Origin of the sequence: Rhizobium sp. F40D2, from assembly GCF_051810745.2 — a bacterium.
Classification (GTDB): domain Bacteria; phylum Pseudomonadota; class Alphaproteobacteria; order Rhizobiales; family Rhizobiaceae; genus Rhizobium.
This window is the reverse complement of the sequence record NZ_CM131436.1, coordinates 3,425,334-3,440,648: the sequence shown is the minus strand read 5'-3', so window position 1 is coordinate 3,440,648 and position 15,315 is coordinate 3,425,334. Positions and strand designations below refer to the sequence as shown.

16 protein-coding genes and 2 pseudogenes are annotated in these 15,315 nt (G+C 59.6%); 8 read left to right on the top strand and 10 right to left on the bottom strand.

Going from position 1 to position 15,315, the window contains the following annotated elements; translation table 11 throughout:
• Positions 1-73 precede the first annotated feature (73 nt).
• The gene (locus ACS4RS_RS16525) at positions 74-967 is read left to right on the top strand and encodes an ArgP/LysG family DNA-binding transcriptional regulator (RefSeq protein ID WP_439010111.1); all 894 of its coding nucleotides are present in this window, start codon (positions 74-76) and stop codon (positions 965-967) included.
• 6 nt (positions 968-973) lie between these two features.
• Here the strand turns inward: ACS4RS_RS16525 and ACS4RS_RS16520 are convergent, their stop codons facing one another.
• The gene (locus ACS4RS_RS16520; protein ID WP_439011818.1) at positions 974-1,333 is read right to left on the bottom strand and encodes a hypothetical protein; all 360 of its coding nucleotides are present in this window, start codon (positions 1,331-1,333) and stop codon (positions 974-976) included.
• Between the two features lie 121 nt (positions 1,334-1,454).
• Positions 1,455-1,937 (bottom strand): transcription elongation factor GreA, encoded by a 483-nt coding sequence (gene greA, locus ACS4RS_RS16515; protein ID WP_439010112.1) that lies wholly within the window; start codon positions 1,935-1,937, stop codon positions 1,455-1,457.
• Positions 1,938-2,172: 235 nt separating this feature from the next.
• Between greA and ACS4RS_RS16510 the strand changes: the two genes are divergently transcribed.
• Positions 2,173-2,892, top strand: a complete 720-nt coding sequence (locus ACS4RS_RS16510; protein ID WP_439010113.1) for an MgtC/SapB family protein — start codon at positions 2,173-2,175, stop codon at positions 2,890-2,892.
• Positions 2,893-2,927: 35 nt separating this feature from the next.
• On the opposite strand, the gene ACS4RS_RS16505 is transcribed toward ACS4RS_RS16510, so the two are convergent.
• From ACS4RS_RS16505 to ACS4RS_RS16490, 4 genes are all read right to left on the bottom strand, one after another.
• Positions 2,928-3,113 carry a DUF3008 family protein gene (locus tag ACS4RS_RS16505; protein WP_439010114.1) on the bottom strand — a complete coding sequence of 62 codons (186 nt, stop codon included), beginning with the start codon at positions 3,111-3,113 and terminating at the stop codon, positions 2,928-2,930.
• Between the two features lie 32 nt (positions 3,114-3,145).
• Positions 3,146-3,355 (bottom strand): HVA1 family protein, encoded by a 210-nt coding sequence (locus ACS4RS_RS16500; RefSeq protein ID WP_439010115.1) that lies wholly within the window; start codon positions 3,353-3,355, stop codon positions 3,146-3,148.
• 52 nt (positions 3,356-3,407) lie between these two features.
• Entirely contained in the window at positions 3,408-3,641 is a 234-nt protein-coding gene (locus ACS4RS_RS16495; protein ID WP_012557983.1) for a DUF2171 domain-containing protein, read from the bottom strand.
• A gap of 200 nt (positions 3,642-3,841) precedes the next feature.
• Positions 3,842-4,372 (bottom strand): hypothetical protein, encoded by a 531-nt coding sequence (locus ACS4RS_RS16490; protein WP_439010116.1) that lies wholly within the window; start codon positions 4,370-4,372, stop codon positions 3,842-3,844.
• A gap of 17 nt (positions 4,373-4,389) precedes the next feature.
• Here ACS4RS_RS16490 and ACS4RS_RS16485 point away from each other — a divergent pair, with 17 nt between their 5' ends.
• Together ACS4RS_RS16485 and ACS4RS_RS16480 are read left to right on the top strand one after the other, a co-directional pair.
• On the top strand, positions 4,390-5,415 hold the full coding sequence (locus ACS4RS_RS16485) for an IS110 family transposase (RefSeq protein ID WP_439010117.1): 1,026 nt from the start codon (positions 4,390-4,392) through the stop codon (positions 5,413-5,415).
• A 308-nt stretch (positions 5,416-5,723) separates the two neighbouring features.
• Positions 5,724-5,987 (top strand): annotated as a pseudogene (locus ACS4RS_RS16480) (transposase); the annotation flags it as partial.
• Positions 5,988-6,225: 238 nt separating this feature from the next.
• On the opposite strand, the gene ACS4RS_RS16475 reads toward ACS4RS_RS16480, so the two are convergent.
• Positions 6,226-7,278, bottom strand: a complete 1,053-nt coding sequence (locus ACS4RS_RS16475; RefSeq protein WP_439010118.1) for an IS110 family transposase — start codon at positions 7,276-7,278, stop codon at positions 6,226-6,228.
• Between the two features lie 64 nt (positions 7,279-7,342).
• Here ACS4RS_RS16475 and ACS4RS_RS16470 point away from each other — a divergent pair.
• Positions 7,343-8,272: pseudogene (locus ACS4RS_RS16470) on the top strand (IS3 family transposase); the annotation flags it as partial.
• 263 nt (positions 8,273-8,535) lie between these two features.
• Here ACS4RS_RS16470 and ACS4RS_RS16465 read toward each other — a convergent pair.
• On the bottom strand, positions 8,536-9,561 hold the full coding sequence (locus ACS4RS_RS16465) for an IS110 family transposase (RefSeq protein ID WP_439010117.1): 1,026 nt from the start codon (positions 9,559-9,561) through the stop codon (positions 8,536-8,538).
• A 473-nt stretch (positions 9,562-10,034) separates the two neighbouring features.
• On the opposite strand from ACS4RS_RS16465, the gene ACS4RS_RS16460 reads away from it, so the two are divergent.
• On the top strand, positions 10,035-10,235 hold the full coding sequence (locus tag ACS4RS_RS16460) for a hypothetical protein (protein WP_439010119.1): 201 nt from the start codon (positions 10,035-10,037) through the stop codon (positions 10,233-10,235).
• 295 nt (positions 10,236-10,530) lie between these two features.
• On the top strand, positions 10,531-11,553 hold the full coding sequence (locus ACS4RS_RS16455; protein ID WP_003564299.1) for a GlxA family transcriptional regulator: 1,023 nt from the start codon (positions 10,531-10,533) through the stop codon (positions 11,551-11,553).
• Between the two features lie 56 nt (positions 11,554-11,609).
• On the opposite strand, the gene ACS4RS_RS16450 is transcribed toward ACS4RS_RS16455, so the two are convergent.
• Both ACS4RS_RS16450 and ACS4RS_RS16445 read right to left on the bottom strand, forming a co-directional pair.
• Entirely contained in the window at positions 11,610-12,941 is a 1,332-nt protein-coding gene (locus ACS4RS_RS16450) for a diguanylate cyclase (protein WP_439010120.1), read from the bottom strand.
• Positions 12,942-13,127: 186 nt separating this feature from the next.
• Positions 13,128-13,958 carry a response regulator gene (locus ACS4RS_RS16445; protein WP_003593930.1) on the bottom strand — a complete coding sequence of 277 codons (831 nt, stop codon included), beginning with the start codon at positions 13,956-13,958 and terminating at the stop codon, positions 13,128-13,130.
• 345 nt (positions 13,959-14,303) lie between these two features.
• Between ACS4RS_RS16445 and ACS4RS_RS16440 the strand changes: the two genes are divergently transcribed.
• Positions 14,304-15,287 carry a squalene cyclase gene (locus ACS4RS_RS16440; RefSeq protein WP_439010121.1) on the top strand — a complete coding sequence of 328 codons (984 nt, stop codon included), beginning with the start codon at positions 14,304-14,306 and terminating at the stop codon, positions 15,285-15,287.
• Positions 15,288-15,315: the final 28 nt, after the last annotated feature.

The following is a 15,315-nucleotide window of genomic DNA, read 5'->3' as shown; positions in this document are numbered from 1 at the left end:
TGACGATGGGGTATCGCTATTTCGCGAATTAGGCTAGTTAATCCATTTTAGCCCAATTAAGCGAAACTAATCCATGCTCGATTATCCAGCCCTCCGCGCCGTCGCAACTGTCGTCCAGACAGGCAGCTTTGAACGCGCCGCCGCCATCCTCAACGTTACGCCTTCGGCGATTTCGCAGCGCGTGAAGCAACTTGAAGAGCGTCTCGGCACCGTCCTCATCGTCAGAGGCACGCCCTGCACGGCAACGGAAAAAGGAGAGTGGCTCTGTCGTCATATGGAGAATGTCGGCATGTTGGAGGCCGAACTCCTCGGGCAGTTGCCGGCGCTCGTTGATCCCGACGAGCCGCGCCAGCGGGTCACCCTTCAGATCGCAACCAATGCCGATAGTCTCGGAACGTGGTTCGTCGAGGCCATGGCGAATTTCGCGAAGAACGCGTCCTACCTCCTGAACATCGCCGTCGACGACCAGGATCACACCGCCGAATGGCTTGAGCGCGGACGGGTGATCGCAGCCGTCACCAGCCTGGAAAAGCCGATCCGAGGATGCCGTCGCTTCGAACTCGGCGTTCTCCGCTATCACGCCACCGCAAGCCCCGATTTCGTTGCGCGCTACTTTCCTGATGGCGTTACCGCCGAAGCGATCCGCAACGCGCCGACGCTGACCTTCAATCAGAAGGACAGGTTGCAGAGCGGCTGGATAAGGCAGACCTTCGGAGACGATCTCGACCACCCCACCCACTGGCTGCCCTCGACGCAAAGCTTCGTCGAGGCCGCGCTTTCGGGCATGGGCTGGGGAATGAACCCGATCCAGCTGACCCGCGAACATCTCGCCTCAGGCCGGCTGGTGGAACTCGTTCCCGATACACCGCTGGATATTCCACTCTATTGGCAGATCAACCGTCTCGCCGCCGACCGCCTAGCGGAGTTGACGCGCGAAGTCGTCACGGTGGCGAAGCGCCGCCTCTGATTGCGCTCAAACGTAAGCGGTGCGGTTGCCGAACTCGCTGGTCTCGTCGAAATTCTTCGTGCCGATACGCTCGCTTTCGCCAGAGAGCTCCTGCGGAGCCTCAGCGGCTGGCTTCGATCCCGCAGACGCCTCGGTCTTGCTGCTCTCGGACGCTTCGAGCTTGGCAATCTTGGCTTCCAGCGTCTCGATGGATTTTTCGATCGTGGCCTTTTCTTTCTCGTCCTGTGTCTGCGACAGGGCTGCCTGCTTTTCGGCAAGCTGCGCCTCGAGAGAAGCAAGTTGATCCGATGAACTGGAAGACGAGGTTGAAGCGGCTGAACTCAAAATGGTGGATGCAGAACTGGAAATTGCGCTGACCATGAGCATGACTTTCGATGATGGAATGTGACCTTCTAGGTCACGAATGGTAAATGCCCGATAAATAAAGTACCGAACAGTACCATTTTTATCCGTGTGGGTGTCTCCGACACAGCTTAGAGATCGCGGCCTATGCGATAGTGATGATCTCCAGCTCCCGGCCGCCGGTTTCCACCACATCGCCGACAGCCTTGCCCATCAGCAACCGCGCCACCGGAGAGACATAGGAAATCGATCCGGCCTTGGGATCGGCCTCATCCTCGCCGACGATTCGATAGGTCTGCACGCGCCCGTCGTCACGGCTGAAGGTCACCGTGCTGCCGAAGGCAACGGTGTCGGTTGACGCAGGATCGGCCATGAGCTGGGCGGTGCGCAGCCTTGCCGCGAGGTAACGCAGGTCGCGCAAGGGACCTGCTGCCTGCCGCCGCCGTTCGTTCACGTCTTCGATGGTGCTCGCAGCATCATATGCCTCGCGCGCCTGCTGGAACTGCAATTCCAGAGCCTTCAGCCCAGCCTGCGTGACCAGATTCAGATGCGGCGAAACCGGACGATCGGGCAGCAGGGTTTCCGAAGCGGTTTCGAAACTCTCTTCCTTGGTGAAGGCGACGGCCAATTCTATGCTCCGTTTTGGGCGCTGTGCCCTTTAGTTGAGGGGCGAACCGCCCATATTTGAAACCATACATACACCGGCTGCAGCCGAACCGCCAATCTCGACCTGTCGGCGGCGACACCGGCAACGGGGGAGCGTCCTGCGCCGCATGAAGTTTAGGCCCCTAATGCATCGAGACCGAGGAGGATCGAATGCCCGACGAGCAGCGGAAAGGCCGTGACGAAGTCTGGAGCGAAACATGCCTTCGCTCCTGACCGACGCCATGCCGCTGACGCCGAGCTGGTGGGATATCGCCGCGCGCATGATGCTGACGGTAATTGCCGGCGGCCTTATCGGCCTCGACCGCGAGCGCGGCGGCCACGCCGCAGGCTTCAGGACCACGATCCTGGTGGCGCTTGCCGCCTGCATCGCGATGGTCCAGGCGAACCTGCTACTATCGACCTACGGAAAAACGCTGAGTTTCTTCACGCAGATGGACGTGCTGCGTTTTCCCCTCGGCGTCCTCACAGGCGTGGGCTTCATCGGCGGCGGAGCGATCCTCAGGCGCGGCGACATGATGACCGGCGTCACCACGGCGGCAACCCTGTGGTTCATGACGGTTGTCGGCCTCTGTTTCGGCGGCGGCCAGATCGTCACCGGCACAGTGGCGACCATCTTTGCCTTCATCGTGCTGTCGCCGCTGAAACGCCTGGACAGTTGGCTGCGCTGCGAACGCAAGGCGACGCTCGTCGTCTACGGCTCGAGCTCCGATATTCCCGACCTGTCAGATGTGCTGGGCTCTCTTGAATGCAGCGCATTGTTCCTTGCGCTGGGACAGACCGAAGATGGCCGCATCGGTGTGACGTTCGAATTGCGCTGGCTGGCGAAAGATCCGGATGCATCAGCTCGCGCAATCCTTTTCGCCGTCTCCGAGACCTACGAGGTCGCGAATTTCGCGATGCATTCAACGACGACGTGACCGGGACGCCACCGTCGCTGCCGCTGTTCTTCGACCTATTTGGAGGCGTGCTCCGGTTTACCCCTTCGTTTGGTGGATGCGAACTCCTCGAGCTGCTTCTCGCTCATAGATTCCTCCATCTGCTTCGAAGCACCCTTGAGCTCCTTCTTGGGCGTTTCGCCGCGCTTGGCCGAAAGTGCGGCACCCGCCGCCTTCTGCTGGGCATTGGATTTGGCTGGCATATCGATCTCCTTCTTGTTGGGATCAGCAGCCCTTAATGCTTCCTCAGTTCACCCGGTTTGTGTGCGGCGCGCTTTCCCGATTTGTCGCTCTTGACGACATATTGCGGTTCCGCCGCCGACGCCTTCACCCTGTGACCTTTGATCTTTGTGGGGCTGGTCTGCTTCTTTACCACCTTGCCTTCGGTCTCTCCCTGGCTGGTATCCCAGCCTACTTCGTCGCCTTTCTTCAAGTGTTTGGACATGTCTGTTCCCTTTGACGATGGGGCTGCGGCCGAAGCCGCAGCCGACCGCTCGTCAGTTGATTGTGGCCCACTGGCTGCGGACATCCCTGGCGTTCTTCGACAGGTGAACATGTGCGTCGACGTGATCGACCCAATCGATCGGGATCAGGTGGTGTTTGCCGTCTTCCGAGTCGGTCTTCGTCAGCTTGATGCGGGTGGGACCGTCGAGATGATCGACCGTTCCCATATGGGTGCCATCGGCAGCCCGCACTTCCATATGTTCTCGGATCTGGTCTGCGGAAATCATCATTTCCTCCTTTGCGTCATTGCTACAAAGCGGCAACGACATGGAGCGGACATGGTTCCGATGCGGCCTGACGCAGCTGGAATTATGCTGGCCGGGACCAATCCTGTCGGGACAAGTAAAATGTGATTCACATAAGTCTTTGAAAACACTGAAATCGAACTGAGAATGTCGATTCTCGGGTCAGAATAGGTCGCCGTGCCTCAGTAACCAATCGACCGAAAATATGCCCTCATCGCATCCCTGTCCCGTACCGCAGGGCGCAGATGAACGGGTTCAATGCCCGCTTTCAGCACTTTAGAGAAGGTCGCCGCGACCGATCGGTTGGGATGCCCGTGCAGGGAGAGATAACTTATGATTTCCGCCGCGCATATGTATCGCTTTAGGAACTGTCTCGCTGCCGAAAGCTGTATACCGTGGGTCGGCAGCAGACCACTGGTCACGAGATTGGAGACCTCGCACTCCGAGATGCCCAGATAGAATCCGACCTCGTAGTTGCCAAGCACTACGTTTTCCGACCAGCGTCTTGACGAAGATTTCGCGACGACGTTCTCAAGCTGGCCCACGTGAGCGACCTGCAGCCGGCGAATAAGTGGCTCGGTGCCGTCTTTAACAGATACCTCAACAACGCCATCAATTACGTTTTTGACGATGTCCGTCCAAGTGACCTGATGTGGTGGACGGCCTCCGCTCCCGGCATCGCAATGTGCCAAAGTGTGGCTGTCGAAAGTCACATAAGGGAGAGCCGTCCATGGAGAAGATTACCACAATTGGTCTGGATATCGCCAAGCATGTATTTCAGGTTCACGGGATCAATGGTGCTGGCGCGACGGTGAGCCGCCGCAAGCTGCGCCGCGACGATGTCGTTGGATTCTTCAAGGCATTGCCGCCATGCCTGATCGGAATCGAGGCATGCGCGACTGGACACCACTGGGCTCGGGTTCTTATGGCGCTGGGTCACGAGGTTCGGCTGATGCCGGCGTCTTACGTCAAGCCATACGTGAAGCGGCAGAAGAATGACGCGACGGATGCCGAGGCGATTTGCGAGGCGGTGACGCGGCCGACGATGCGGTTTGTCCCTGTGAAGAGCGAGGAGCAGCAGAGTGTGCTGATGCTGCATCGGGTCCGCGAGCTTTTGATCCGGCAGCGGACAATGCTGGTAAACGCCTTGCGCGGCCACTTGGCGGAGTTCGGCATCGTAACGCGACAGGGCATTGCCGGCGTCGGAATGCTGATCGCGTTGGTCGAAGATGGTGATCACGATCTCATCCCGCCGCTCGCGCGGTCCGCGCTTCTTCCGCTGATCGGGCAGTTGCGGGAGGTGCACGAGAAGGTTAGCGAGCTGGATCGCCAAATTCATGCTTGGCATCGCTCGAACGAACTGAGCCGCCGCCTTGAGACGATCCCTGGAATTGGCCCGATCACTGCCAGCGCAATTGCCGCGACGGTGACCGACGCGTCGCTCTTCAAATCCGGCCGACAATTGGCGGCCTGGATAGGCCTGGTGCCGCGGCAGAACTCATCAGGTGGCAAGGACCGCCTCGGAAGGATCAGCAAACAAGGCGATCCCTATCTCCGCCGGCTTCTCGTTGTGGGCGCGCATGCGGTGCTTCGTTTCAGCGGCAAGGCTAAAGTTGCACCGACGCGTTGGGCGGCCGAACTTCTGGTGAAGAAGCCGTACAACGTCGTCGCTGTTGCTTTGGCCAACAAGATGGCGCGGATCGTCTGGGCGTTGATGACGACGGGCAGGCGCTTTGAGGCAACCGCCGCCCTTTGAATGCTCACAGAGGATGCAGAAATTGGTGAGGTGCTGATGGCGTGATGGCGAACGGTCGAGCCGGGATCGGACAAACCCGATCAGTGGGTGCCGCTTGAAAGCGCGTTGACCTGTCTGGGATCCGATCAGCGGACTACATCAGGGCCAGCGGCATGAACGCGCCGCAATCAAAGGCCGTATACATGCCTGCACCCGACCAATCTGCCAGAAATACTACACTGCCCCTTGCCACGCGGAGGCCGTCCATACATGCCACTGAGAATTTCCTCCAGAATGGATTAGAGTCCGGCCTATTAAAGGACGGACGCATGAAGAAGCAGCGATTTACGGAAGAGCAGATTATTGCGGTACTGAAGGAGCAGGAGGCTGGTGCGAAGGCAGCCGACCTCTGTCGCAAGCACGGAATTTCGGAAGCGACGTTTTACAACTGGAAGGCCAAATACGGCGGTATGGAAATCTCCGAGGCGAAACGGCTGAAGGCGCTTGAGGACGAGAACGTGAGACTGAAGAAGCTGCTCGCCGAGCAGATGCTGGATGCAGCCGCGCTTCGCGAGCTTCTTGCAAAAAATGTATGGTCCGCCTCGTCCGTGCAAGGGTACGCGACATCGTAAATGACGATTCCAGTTGCATAAATGTATCCGGCCTCTCGCGAGTGGACTGCGGTTGCAGCCAGGCCATGATGAGATCCGCACACGCCGTTCCCAATAAATGGTCCAGGCACGAAGCCCGCTTTTTTGCACAGGGCTTACGGCATGTTGATCCACTGTTTCGTCATCACTATTCCCGAGCCTTGCAATCGAGCTTGGATCCTCAGGTGAAGGCAGGGTCTCTGCGTTCGTAGAGTGCTCCAGGCCTTGTCAGGACGACCCAGACGATCCGGGCCATTTTTGCGGCAAGTGCGACGACAGCTTTGTTGGGGTGCATCCGAGCCTGAAGGCCATCCAGCCAGCTCCCCAATCGATCTCGTGTTCGGTCGAGGTGCCGAAAGCAGGATCGTGCTCCATGTACGAGGAGCTTGCGCACATAGCGGTTCCCCCGCTTGCTGATGCCGAGAAGCTTCTGCTTTCCTCCGGTCGAGTGTTCCCGTGGCACAAGGCCAAGCCATGCTGCCAGATCACGAGCTTTCTGGAATTGTCGGCCGTTTCCAATGGCAGCCAAGAGTGCAGTTGCCCCCAACGCTCCGATCCCTGGGATCGTCATGAGCCGTCTTGCGGCATCCTCTCGACTGGCTATAGCTTCGATCTCGCGTGTGACGTCGCCAATGCGTCGTTCCAACTGGCCTAGATCGGTGAACAAATCTGCAAGCAGCTTACGCATCGCCGACGAAAGGTCGTTTGATCGGTCCTCGATAACTTGCGGCAGGTCGAGCTTGAACAGGCCCGCGCCCTGCCGGAGGGCGATCCCGTATTCGAGGCAGAAAGCCCGCATCTGATTGATCAGACGCGTTCTTGTTCCGATCATCTGGTCCCGCACTCGGTGCAAAGCCTGAAGATCGGCTTGTTCTTCGCTTTTGAGTGCTGCAAACCGCATTGTTGGTCGGGTCGCCGCCTCAGCGATCGCCTCCGCATCGATGATATCGGACTTGTTCGATTTGACGTAGGGCTTCACAAACTGTGCGGGGATCAAGCGTACCCTATGCCCGAGAGCCTGTATCTTTCTAGCGATCCATTGAGATCCCGCGCACGATTCCATCCCCACGATCGCCGGCGCCGCTCGTTCGAAGAACTGCAGCAGTGTGTCGCGTCGGAACCGCACCTTCTGGACGGGCACGCCATCGCTTCTGAGGCCGACGACGTGGAATATGTTCTTGCCGATATCAATTCCGTAGACAGCCGCTGGGCGCGGCACATTGCGCTGTGGCATTGCAACCTCCTTCGGTTTGACAGCCTCATGATGCGGCAGGAGGACGAGGCGGACCATCCCATTAATGGTAGGGCCCGCCGCCAAGCGTGACGCCGTCGCGCATCTGAAGACCGTGATGGGTCTTTCGGAACGGCGGGCCTGCCAGATCATATCCGCCGACCGCAAGACGGTCCGCTACCAGTCGAACCGAGCGCCGGAGACCGAGTTGCGAGCAAAGCTGCGTGACCTTGCCAACGAGCGTCGGCGTTTCGGCTACCGGCGGCTGTTCGTCCTGCTTCGGCGGGAGGGAGAGCCGTCCGGTGTCAATCGCATCTATCGCCTTTATCGCGAGGAGGGTCTCTCTGTCCGCAAGCGCAAAGCCAGACGCCGTGCTGTCGGCACCCGTGCACCGATCCTGGTCGAAGCGAAGGCCAATGCCCGATGGTCGCTGGACTTCGTGCATGACCAGTTTGCCTGCGGCAGACGCTTTCGCGTCCTCAATATCGTTGATGACGTGACGCGTGAATGCCTGGCCGCGATCCCGGACACATCTATATCCGGTCGTCGTGTCGCTCGAGAACTGACGACGCTGATCGAGCGGCGCGGCAAACCGGGAATGATCGTCTCCGACAACGGCACCGAACTCACGTCGAATGCCATCCTCGCCTGGTCGAAAGATCACAAGGTCGAATGGCACTACATCGCTCCGGGGAAACCGATGCAGAATGGCTATGTCGAAAGTTTCAACGGGCGCATGCGCGACGAGCTGCTCAACGAAAGCCTGTTCTTCGGCCTTGATCATGCCCGAAGCGCCATTGCTGAATGGGCGGACGATTATAACCATTTCCGGCCGCACTCATCGCTCGGATATCAGACCCCGGCAAGCTATGCCGGGTCCATCGCCGCAACCGGCTCCAACGCTGCGCGAGATGAAAGCTTCGCGTTTCCGCCGGTTGCTCCCACCGCGCCACTTGGCGTATTCAAAACCGCCGAGGCTCTAATCGCAGTCGGATGAAACTTCAGTGGCATGTATGGACGGCCTCCGCGTGGCAAGGGGCAGTGTAGTATTTCTGGCAGATTGGTCGGGTGCAGGCATGTATACGGCCTTTGATTGCGGCGCGTTCATGCCGCTGGCCCTGATGTAGTCCGCTGATCGGATCCCAGACAGGTCAACGCGCTTTCAAGCGGCACCCACTGATCGGGTTTGTCCGATCCCGGCTCGACCGTTCGCCATCACGCCATCAGCACCTCACCAATTTCTGCATCCTCTGTGAGCATTCAAAGGGCGGCGGTTGCCTCAAAGCGCCTGCCCGTCGTCATCAACGCCCAGACGATCCGCGCCATCTTGTTGGCCAAAGCAACAGCGACGACGTTGTACGGCTTCTTCACCAGAAGTTCGGCCGCCCAACGCGTCGGTGCAACTTTAGCCTTGCCGCTGAAACGAAGCACCGCATGCGCGCCCACAACGAGAAGCCGGCGGAGATAGGGATCGCCTTGTTTGCTGATCCTTCCGAGGCGGTCCTTGCCACCTGATGAGTTCTGCCGCGGCACCAGGCCTATCCAGGCCGCCAATTGTCGGCCGGATTTGAAGAGCGACGCGTCGGTCACCGTCGCGGCAATTGCGCTGGCAGTGATCGGGCCAATTCCAGGGATCGTCTCAAGGCGGCGGCTCAGTTCGTTCGAGCGATGCCAAGCATGAATTTGGCGATCCAGCTCGCTAACCTTCTCGTGCACCTCCCGCAACTGCCCGATCAGCGGAAGAAGCGCGGACCGCGCGAGCGGCGGGATGAGATCGTGATCACCATCTTCGACCAACGCGATCAGCATTCCGACGCCGGCAATGCCCTGTCGCGTTACGATGCCGAACTCCGCCAAGTGGCCGCGCAAGGCGTTTACCAGCATTGTCCGCTGCCGGATCAAAAGCTCGCGGACCCGATGCAGCATCAGCACACTCTGCTGCTCCTCGCTCTTCACAGGGACAAACCGCATCGTCGGCCGCGTCACCGCCTCGCAAATCGCCTCGGCATCCGTCGCGTCATTCTTCTGCCGCTTCACGTATGGCTTGACGTAAGACGCCGGCATCAGCCGAACCTCGTGACCCAGCGCCATAAGAACCCGAGCCCAGTGGTGTCCAGTCGCGCATGCCTCGATTCCGATCAGGCATGGCGGCAATGCCTTGAAGAATCCAACGACATCGTCGCGGCGCAGCTTGCGGCGGCTCACCGTCGCGCCAGCACCATTGATCCCGTGAACCTGAAATACATGCTTGGCGATATCCAGACCAATTGTGGTAATCTTCTCCATGGACGGCTCTCCCTTATGTGACTTTCGACAGCCACACTTTGGCACATTGCGATGCCGGGAGCGGAGGCCGTCCACCACATCAGGTCACGCTCAATGCGGAAATCGACATTCTTTGGATGCAATCGCGTTTTATTTGTTTCGTGCCCGTAACGACTAATAGCTAGCTGCCTGTCCGCGTCTTCGCTAACTCAATGAATTCTCAACAATCGCGTAAGGATACCGATTCAAAAATCTCAATTGATACGAGATCGAGTACGCTTCTTTTGGATTCAGCGTCGCAAATAACTTGTCCCGACAAATCCGGCAACGCGGGACAACCCGGCCGCGGTGCAGCGATCATTCAATATCTCTGATGTTATCCATAAACTCTATTCGTTTGAATGATGAGTTCCCAGGGACCATATTAGCATCATGGACATGGACGAACCTCCCATCGATGACCATGTCCCTGACCTAAAGAAAGGAACCGGAAAATGACCACGCTCACCTATCGCGGTGGCGACAAGCCCTTCACCTCCGGCGCAGGCCGCTTCGATCTGGCAAATTATGCCCGCAAGCTCGTACTCGCCTGGACCCGCTGGCGGACCGCCCGTGAAATCGAAGCCATGCCCTTCGACATCCGCAAGGATATCGGCTGGCCGAGCACGGACGACAACAAACACCGGACCATGTAATGAATGCGACATTCCTCTTAAGATGAGGGCGGCGTCTGCATCATGCAACGCCGCCTTTTTCGTGGCCTGACCATCCATTCCCGGGCCGTTTTCAGTCTTGAAGTTCAGTTGCCCATCAGCCCGTTCTTTGCCCCATCCGCAGCCCTCCTGGCGGCTTGACTGGCTAGATCGCGACCAATGTCGCATATTTGCTCTTCCCGGCCGCATTTTTCCATGCCAGTGTCGCTTTCAGGACATCGGCGCGACGCATTCCGCGCAACGAATATGTCATCGCCCCTCGAGCATGGATTTCGCTATGAACAGGATGCAGATCAAGAAGCGTTCGCTGGTCTTCTTTATGGTACCGCAATTCACCATGCTGCCCTTTTCGGCGGCCGTGGACACTTTGCGCATCGCCAATCGCATGCTCGGCTACCAGGCCTATACCTGGCGCCTCGCCTCCCTTGATGGGGAGAAAGTCTATTCCTCCTGCGGCATCGGCGTCGAGGCCAATTCCTCGCTCGCCGAGGAGCGCCGCCATCTCGGCGGCGAAAACCGGCCGGGCATGGTGCTCGTCTGTTCCGGCATCGATGTCGAGCAGTTCAACAACAAGTCGGTCAATGCCTGGCTGCGCGAATGCTACAATCGCGGCGTTGCAGTCGGCAGCCTCTGTACGGGCGCACATGTGCTGGCCCAGGCCGGCCTTCTGAACGGCAAGCGCTGCGCCATCCACTGGGAAAACCTGCCGGGCTTTTCGGAAGCCTTTCCGCAGGCCGAAGTCTATGCCGATCTCTACGAGATCGACGGCAATCTCTATACCTGCGCCGGCGGCACCGCCTCGCTCGACATGATGCTGAACCTCGTCGGCGAGGATTTCGGCGAAAGCCTCGTCAACCGCATCTGCGAACAGCACCTGACCGACCGCGTGCGCAACCCGCACGACCGCCAGCGCCTGCCGCTGCGCGCCCGCCTCGGCGTGCAGAACGCCAAGGTCCTGTCGATCATCGAGCTGATGGAAGGCAATCTCGCCGAGCCGCTGTCGCTGATCGAGATCGCCGACGGCGCCGGCCTCTCGCGCCGCCAGATCGAACGGCTGTTTCGCCAGGAGATGGGCCGTTCGCCGGCCCGCTACTATCTGGAAATCCGCCTCGATCGCGCCCGCCACCTGCTGGTGCAGTCCTCCATGCCCGTCGTCGAGGTCGCAGTCGCCTGCGGCTTCGTCTCGGCATCGCACTTTTCCAAGTGTTATCGCGAACTCTACCATCGCTCGCCGCAGCAGGAGCGCGCCGAGCGCAAGATGACCATGGCGACGGCGCGTCAACAGGCGGTCGCGGCCTGAGAATTTGAAAGAGAGCGCCGCCTGAAATGAAAGCGCGGCGCCTTGCCAGAATAGCCCTATTGCGCCGCTTCTTCCGTCATCCTGGCGTCGGAAAAGACCTGGTTGCGGCCTCGATGCTTGGCCATATAGAGGAACTGGTCGGCGGCGTTGAGGTAGTTCTCGAAGGTTTCGTAGCCCTCGATTTCGGCGATGCCGATCGAGATGGTGACGCCGAGTTCCTCGTCGTCGGCCGTCACCTTCAGCCGCGAGATGTCCGAGCGGATCTCGTCGCAGAGCTTGGTCGCGGCAGCCGAATCCATCTGCGGGAAAAGGATGGCGAATTCTTCGCCGCCAAGCCGCGAGAGCAGATTGTCGCTGCCCTCGAAGATCGTGAACAGCCTGTTTGCGACAGCCTTAAGCACCTTGTCGCCGATCTCGTGGCCATAGGTGTCATTCAATCGCTTGAAGTGATCGATATCGAGAATGGCCACCGAACTCGGCACTTTCAGCCGCAGGCACTCGTTCACCAACTTCGGGCCGTTGTCGTAGAAATAGCGGCGGTTGTAGAGGCCGGTCAGGTAGTCGCAGGCCGCTGCCGCCCTCAGCTGCCGCATCTGCGCTAGCGTTTCGGCATTGTTGGCGATGCGGCACTGCAATTCCTCGGCGACGAAGGGGCGGTAGACGAAATCGCTGGCGCCGGCCTTGAGGAAGCTGGCAGACAGCATGCGGTCGTTGGAGGCGGAAACGCCGATGACGCGCAGCCTGTCCGACCCGAAGCGATGGCGGATGCGCCGCGTCAGCTCGTAGCCGCTCATGTCGGGCATGTGGTGGTCGGTGACCACGAGCTCGATATCGCTGTAAGCCTCAAGCGCGGCCAGCGCCTCAAGCCCCGAATTTGCCTCGACGACGAGATATTGCTGCGCCTTCAGGAGGTCGACGAGCACCTGGCGCGCAGAGACGACATCATCGACGACGAGCACCCGCGTCTTGCGGTTGGAGATCGCCCGCCGGACGGTGGCAACCAGATTGTCGAGCGCGAATTCATTGTCCTTCAGCACGTAATCGATGACATTGCGCTCCATGATCCTGTTGCGCGTGTTGAGATCGAATGTCGCGGTGAAGACGATCGCCGGGATATCGTGCTCGATCGTGCAGTCGAGCGCTTCGCCATAGGGCGAATCCGGCAGGTTGAGATCAACGACGGCCATGGTGTAGCCGTGACCGTCCTCGGCAAGTTCTTTGCGAAGAGCCTTTAGCGACGAGCAGGATTTGACCGCGAGGCCGAGCTCGGTCTGGAACCGATGGCAGAGCACGGCGGAAAACATCCGGGAATCTTCAACCAGAAGTATTTTGAGCCCGCCTGAGCGGAGCCCGATGCCATCTCGCTGAAAATCCGCTTGAAAAGCCACAGCCGCTACTCCCCCATGCGTCCGATGGCCTCGACTCGGCCATCTCCCCGGCGCGGCGGACGATAACCGAGGGGCCCGCGCGCGTGAAGGGGACAAATGACGGCGTTACTTATAATTGCAGAAATTCGATGACGGTCTACGACCGTCATCTCCGCCCCGCTGGCGATGCCGATACTGGAAGGGCCGTCAGGCAACCGCCCGCTCCCTGCGCATCGACTGGATTTGCAGCAGCGTATCGAGGTTCTGATTGACGCGGCAGTAGAACTCCTCGTCGATGAACGGGCGCAGCATGAAATCATTGCCGCCGGCCTTCAGGAAACGCGCGGAAAGCAACCGGTTGGAGGAGGAGGAAACGCCGATGATGCGCAGCTCGTGCGAGCCGATATTCGAGCGGATGCGTCGCGTCAGCTCGAAGCCATCGATGTCGGGCATATTGTAGTCGGTGATCATCAGGCCGATATCGCGGTTGGCCTTCAGGATCTCCAACGCCTTGGCGCCGTTCTCGGCGGTGCTGACGCGGAAATTATAGCGTTTCAGCCGGCTCGACAGCAGCGCGCGGGCCGTGGCGCTGTCGTCGACGATCAGCACGTGGTGACGATGATTGGTCAGGAACCGGCAGATCGATTCCGCCAGGAGGTCGACGGCGAAGATATTGTCCTTGAGGATATAATCGACAATGTCCTTGGCCATCAGCTTGTCGCGCATGCCATCGTGGAAGGTGCCGGTAAAGACGATGGTCGGGATGGAGAGATCGACCAGATATTCAAGCGCTTCGCCGTTTTCGGCGCCGGGCAGGTTGATGTTCGAGATTGCCAGCGTGATCGGATCGGAAGACTTGTCGTAGGAAAACTGCAGATCCTCGAAGCTGCGGCAAATCTCGACGTCAATGTCGAACAGCTCTTTGAGGCGTTTGCTGATCATCGAGGTGAATACGTTGGAATCTTCCGCGACGATAATGCGCGCGCCGGCAAACATTTCCCCGGAATATTGCATCCCCGAAATACCTAGAAACGCCATAGCAAACCTTTGATGTAAAATCTGTCCCCGGGTCAAATTGGTACATCAATTCATTTGAGTAATTATTAATCGGCGCGCCCGGATGTGAAACGAAGAAGCGGCCCGATGGGACCGCCTCCTATTTCTTGCAGATATGATTAAGAAATCAGGCGCGAAACCCCGCGGCCATCCAACGGGCTTTCGCCGATAAATTGTCGCATTCTCAGCAGGCTAGAGGCCGGAACCTCGAAGGACGGGGCGGTAGGTTGGGCAGCTCGATGAGACGCCTACTTCAGCCCCTCGGCTGGCCGCGCCCGGCCGAAGCGATTATAAGCGGTATCGACCGACCCGCCGAGAGGTTCTCCCATGACCCAATCCGACCCGGTGATCGAATGGCTCCTCGATTCCGACCCATCGATCCGGTGGCAGGTGATGCGTGACCTCATCGACGCACCGGAGCGGAATTGGGTGGCCGAGCGGGCGAAAGTCGAGACCGAAGGTTGGGGTGCAAAGCTGCTTGCCTCCCGGGACGAGGACGGGCAATGGGCGGGCGGCGCCTTCCTGCCTGCCGGTTTCGATCCACAGGAATGGCGCGAGCACGGCCAGCCATGGACGGCCACGACCTTTTCGCTGTCGCAACTGAGGGAATTCGGTCTCGATCCCGCCTGCGAGCAGGCCAGGCGCGCCGTCGAATTGATTGGCGCCAATGCCCGCTGGGAGGAAGGCGGCCAGCCTTATTGGCAAGGCGAAGTCGAAGAATGCATCAACGGCCGCACTGTCGCCGACGGCGCCTATTTCGGCATCGATGTCTCGCCGATTGTCGACAGGCTGGCCGGTGAGCGTCTCGACGACGGCGGCTGGAACTGCGAGAGGATCAACGGCTCTCACCGCTCATCCTTCGCCAGCACCATCAATGTGCTGGAAGGGCTGTTGGAGTTCGAGAAATCGACCGGCGGCACGCCACGATCCCGCCAGGCGCGCCGGACGGGCGAAGAATTCCTGCTCGAGCGCCATCTTTTTCGTCGTCTCGGCACCGGCGAGCCGGCCGACGAGCGCTTTCTGCAGTTCCTGCACCCGAACCGCTGGCGCTACGACATTCTGCGTGCCCTCGATTATTTCCGCGCCAGCACCATCCTGACCGGCGCCACTCCCGATCGCCGCCTTAGCGAGGCGATCGACCATCTGCGCTCCCGGCGCCTTCAGGACGGCCGCTGGCCGCTCGACTGGCGCCTGCCGGGGCGTGCGTGGTTCGAGGTCGACGATGGGCAAGGCGAGCCCTCGCGATGGATCACGCTCCGCGCGATGCGGGTGCTCAGATGGTGGGATGTTCAGCGCTCAATCGATACCTGACGCCAAGCCCAGCGTGCGCAAGACGCGC

What these genes read in the sequence shown, in the direction of transcription:
- ACS4RS_RS16525 (WP_439010111.1), top strand. Translation starts at nt 74, where the DNA reads ATGCTCGATTATCCAGCCCTCCGCGCCGTCGCAACTGTCGTCCAGACA.
- ACS4RS_RS16520 (WP_439011818.1), bottom strand. Translation starts at nt 1,333, where the DNA reads ATGCTCATGGTCAGCGCAATTTCCAGTTCTGCATCCACCATTTTGAGT.
- ACS4RS_RS16510 (WP_439010113.1), top strand. Translation starts at nt 2,173, where the DNA reads ATGCCTTCGCTCCTGACCGACGCCATGCCGCTGACGCCGAGCTGGTGG.
- ACS4RS_RS16505 (WP_439010114.1), bottom strand. Translation starts at nt 3,113, where the DNA reads ATGCCAGCCAAATCCAATGCCCAGCAGAAGGCGGCGGGTGCCGCACTT.
- ACS4RS_RS16500 (WP_439010115.1), bottom strand. Translation starts at nt 3,355, where the DNA reads ATGTCCAAACACTTGAAGAAAGGCGACGAAGTAGGCTGGGATACCAGC.
- ACS4RS_RS16495 (WP_012557983.1), bottom strand. Translation starts at nt 3,641, where the DNA reads ATGATTTCCGCAGACCAGATCCGAGAACATATGGAAGTGCGGGCTGCC.
- ACS4RS_RS16485 (WP_439010117.1), top strand. Translation starts at nt 4,390, where the DNA reads ATGGAGAAGATTACCACAATTGGTCTGGATATCGCCAAGCATGTATTT.
- ACS4RS_RS16475 (WP_439010118.1), bottom strand. Translation starts at nt 7,278, where the DNA reads ATGCCACAGCGCAATGTGCCGCGCCCAGCGGCTGTCTACGGAATTGAT.
- ACS4RS_RS16465 (WP_439010117.1), bottom strand. Translation starts at nt 9,561, where the DNA reads ATGGAGAAGATTACCACAATTGGTCTGGATATCGCCAAGCATGTATTT.
- ACS4RS_RS16460 (WP_439010119.1), top strand. Translation starts at nt 10,035, where the DNA reads ATGACCACGCTCACCTATCGCGGTGGCGACAAGCCCTTCACCTCCGGC.
- ACS4RS_RS16455 (WP_003564299.1), top strand. Translation starts at nt 10,531, where the DNA reads ATGAACAGGATGCAGATCAAGAAGCGTTCGCTGGTCTTCTTTATGGTA.
- ACS4RS_RS16445 (WP_003593930.1), bottom strand. Translation starts at nt 13,958, where the DNA reads ATGGCGTTTCTAGGTATTTCGGGGATGCAATATTCCGGGGAAATGTTT.
- ACS4RS_RS16440 (WP_439010121.1), top strand. Translation starts at nt 14,304, where the DNA reads ATGACCCAATCCGACCCGGTGATCGAATGGCTCCTCGATTCCGACCCA.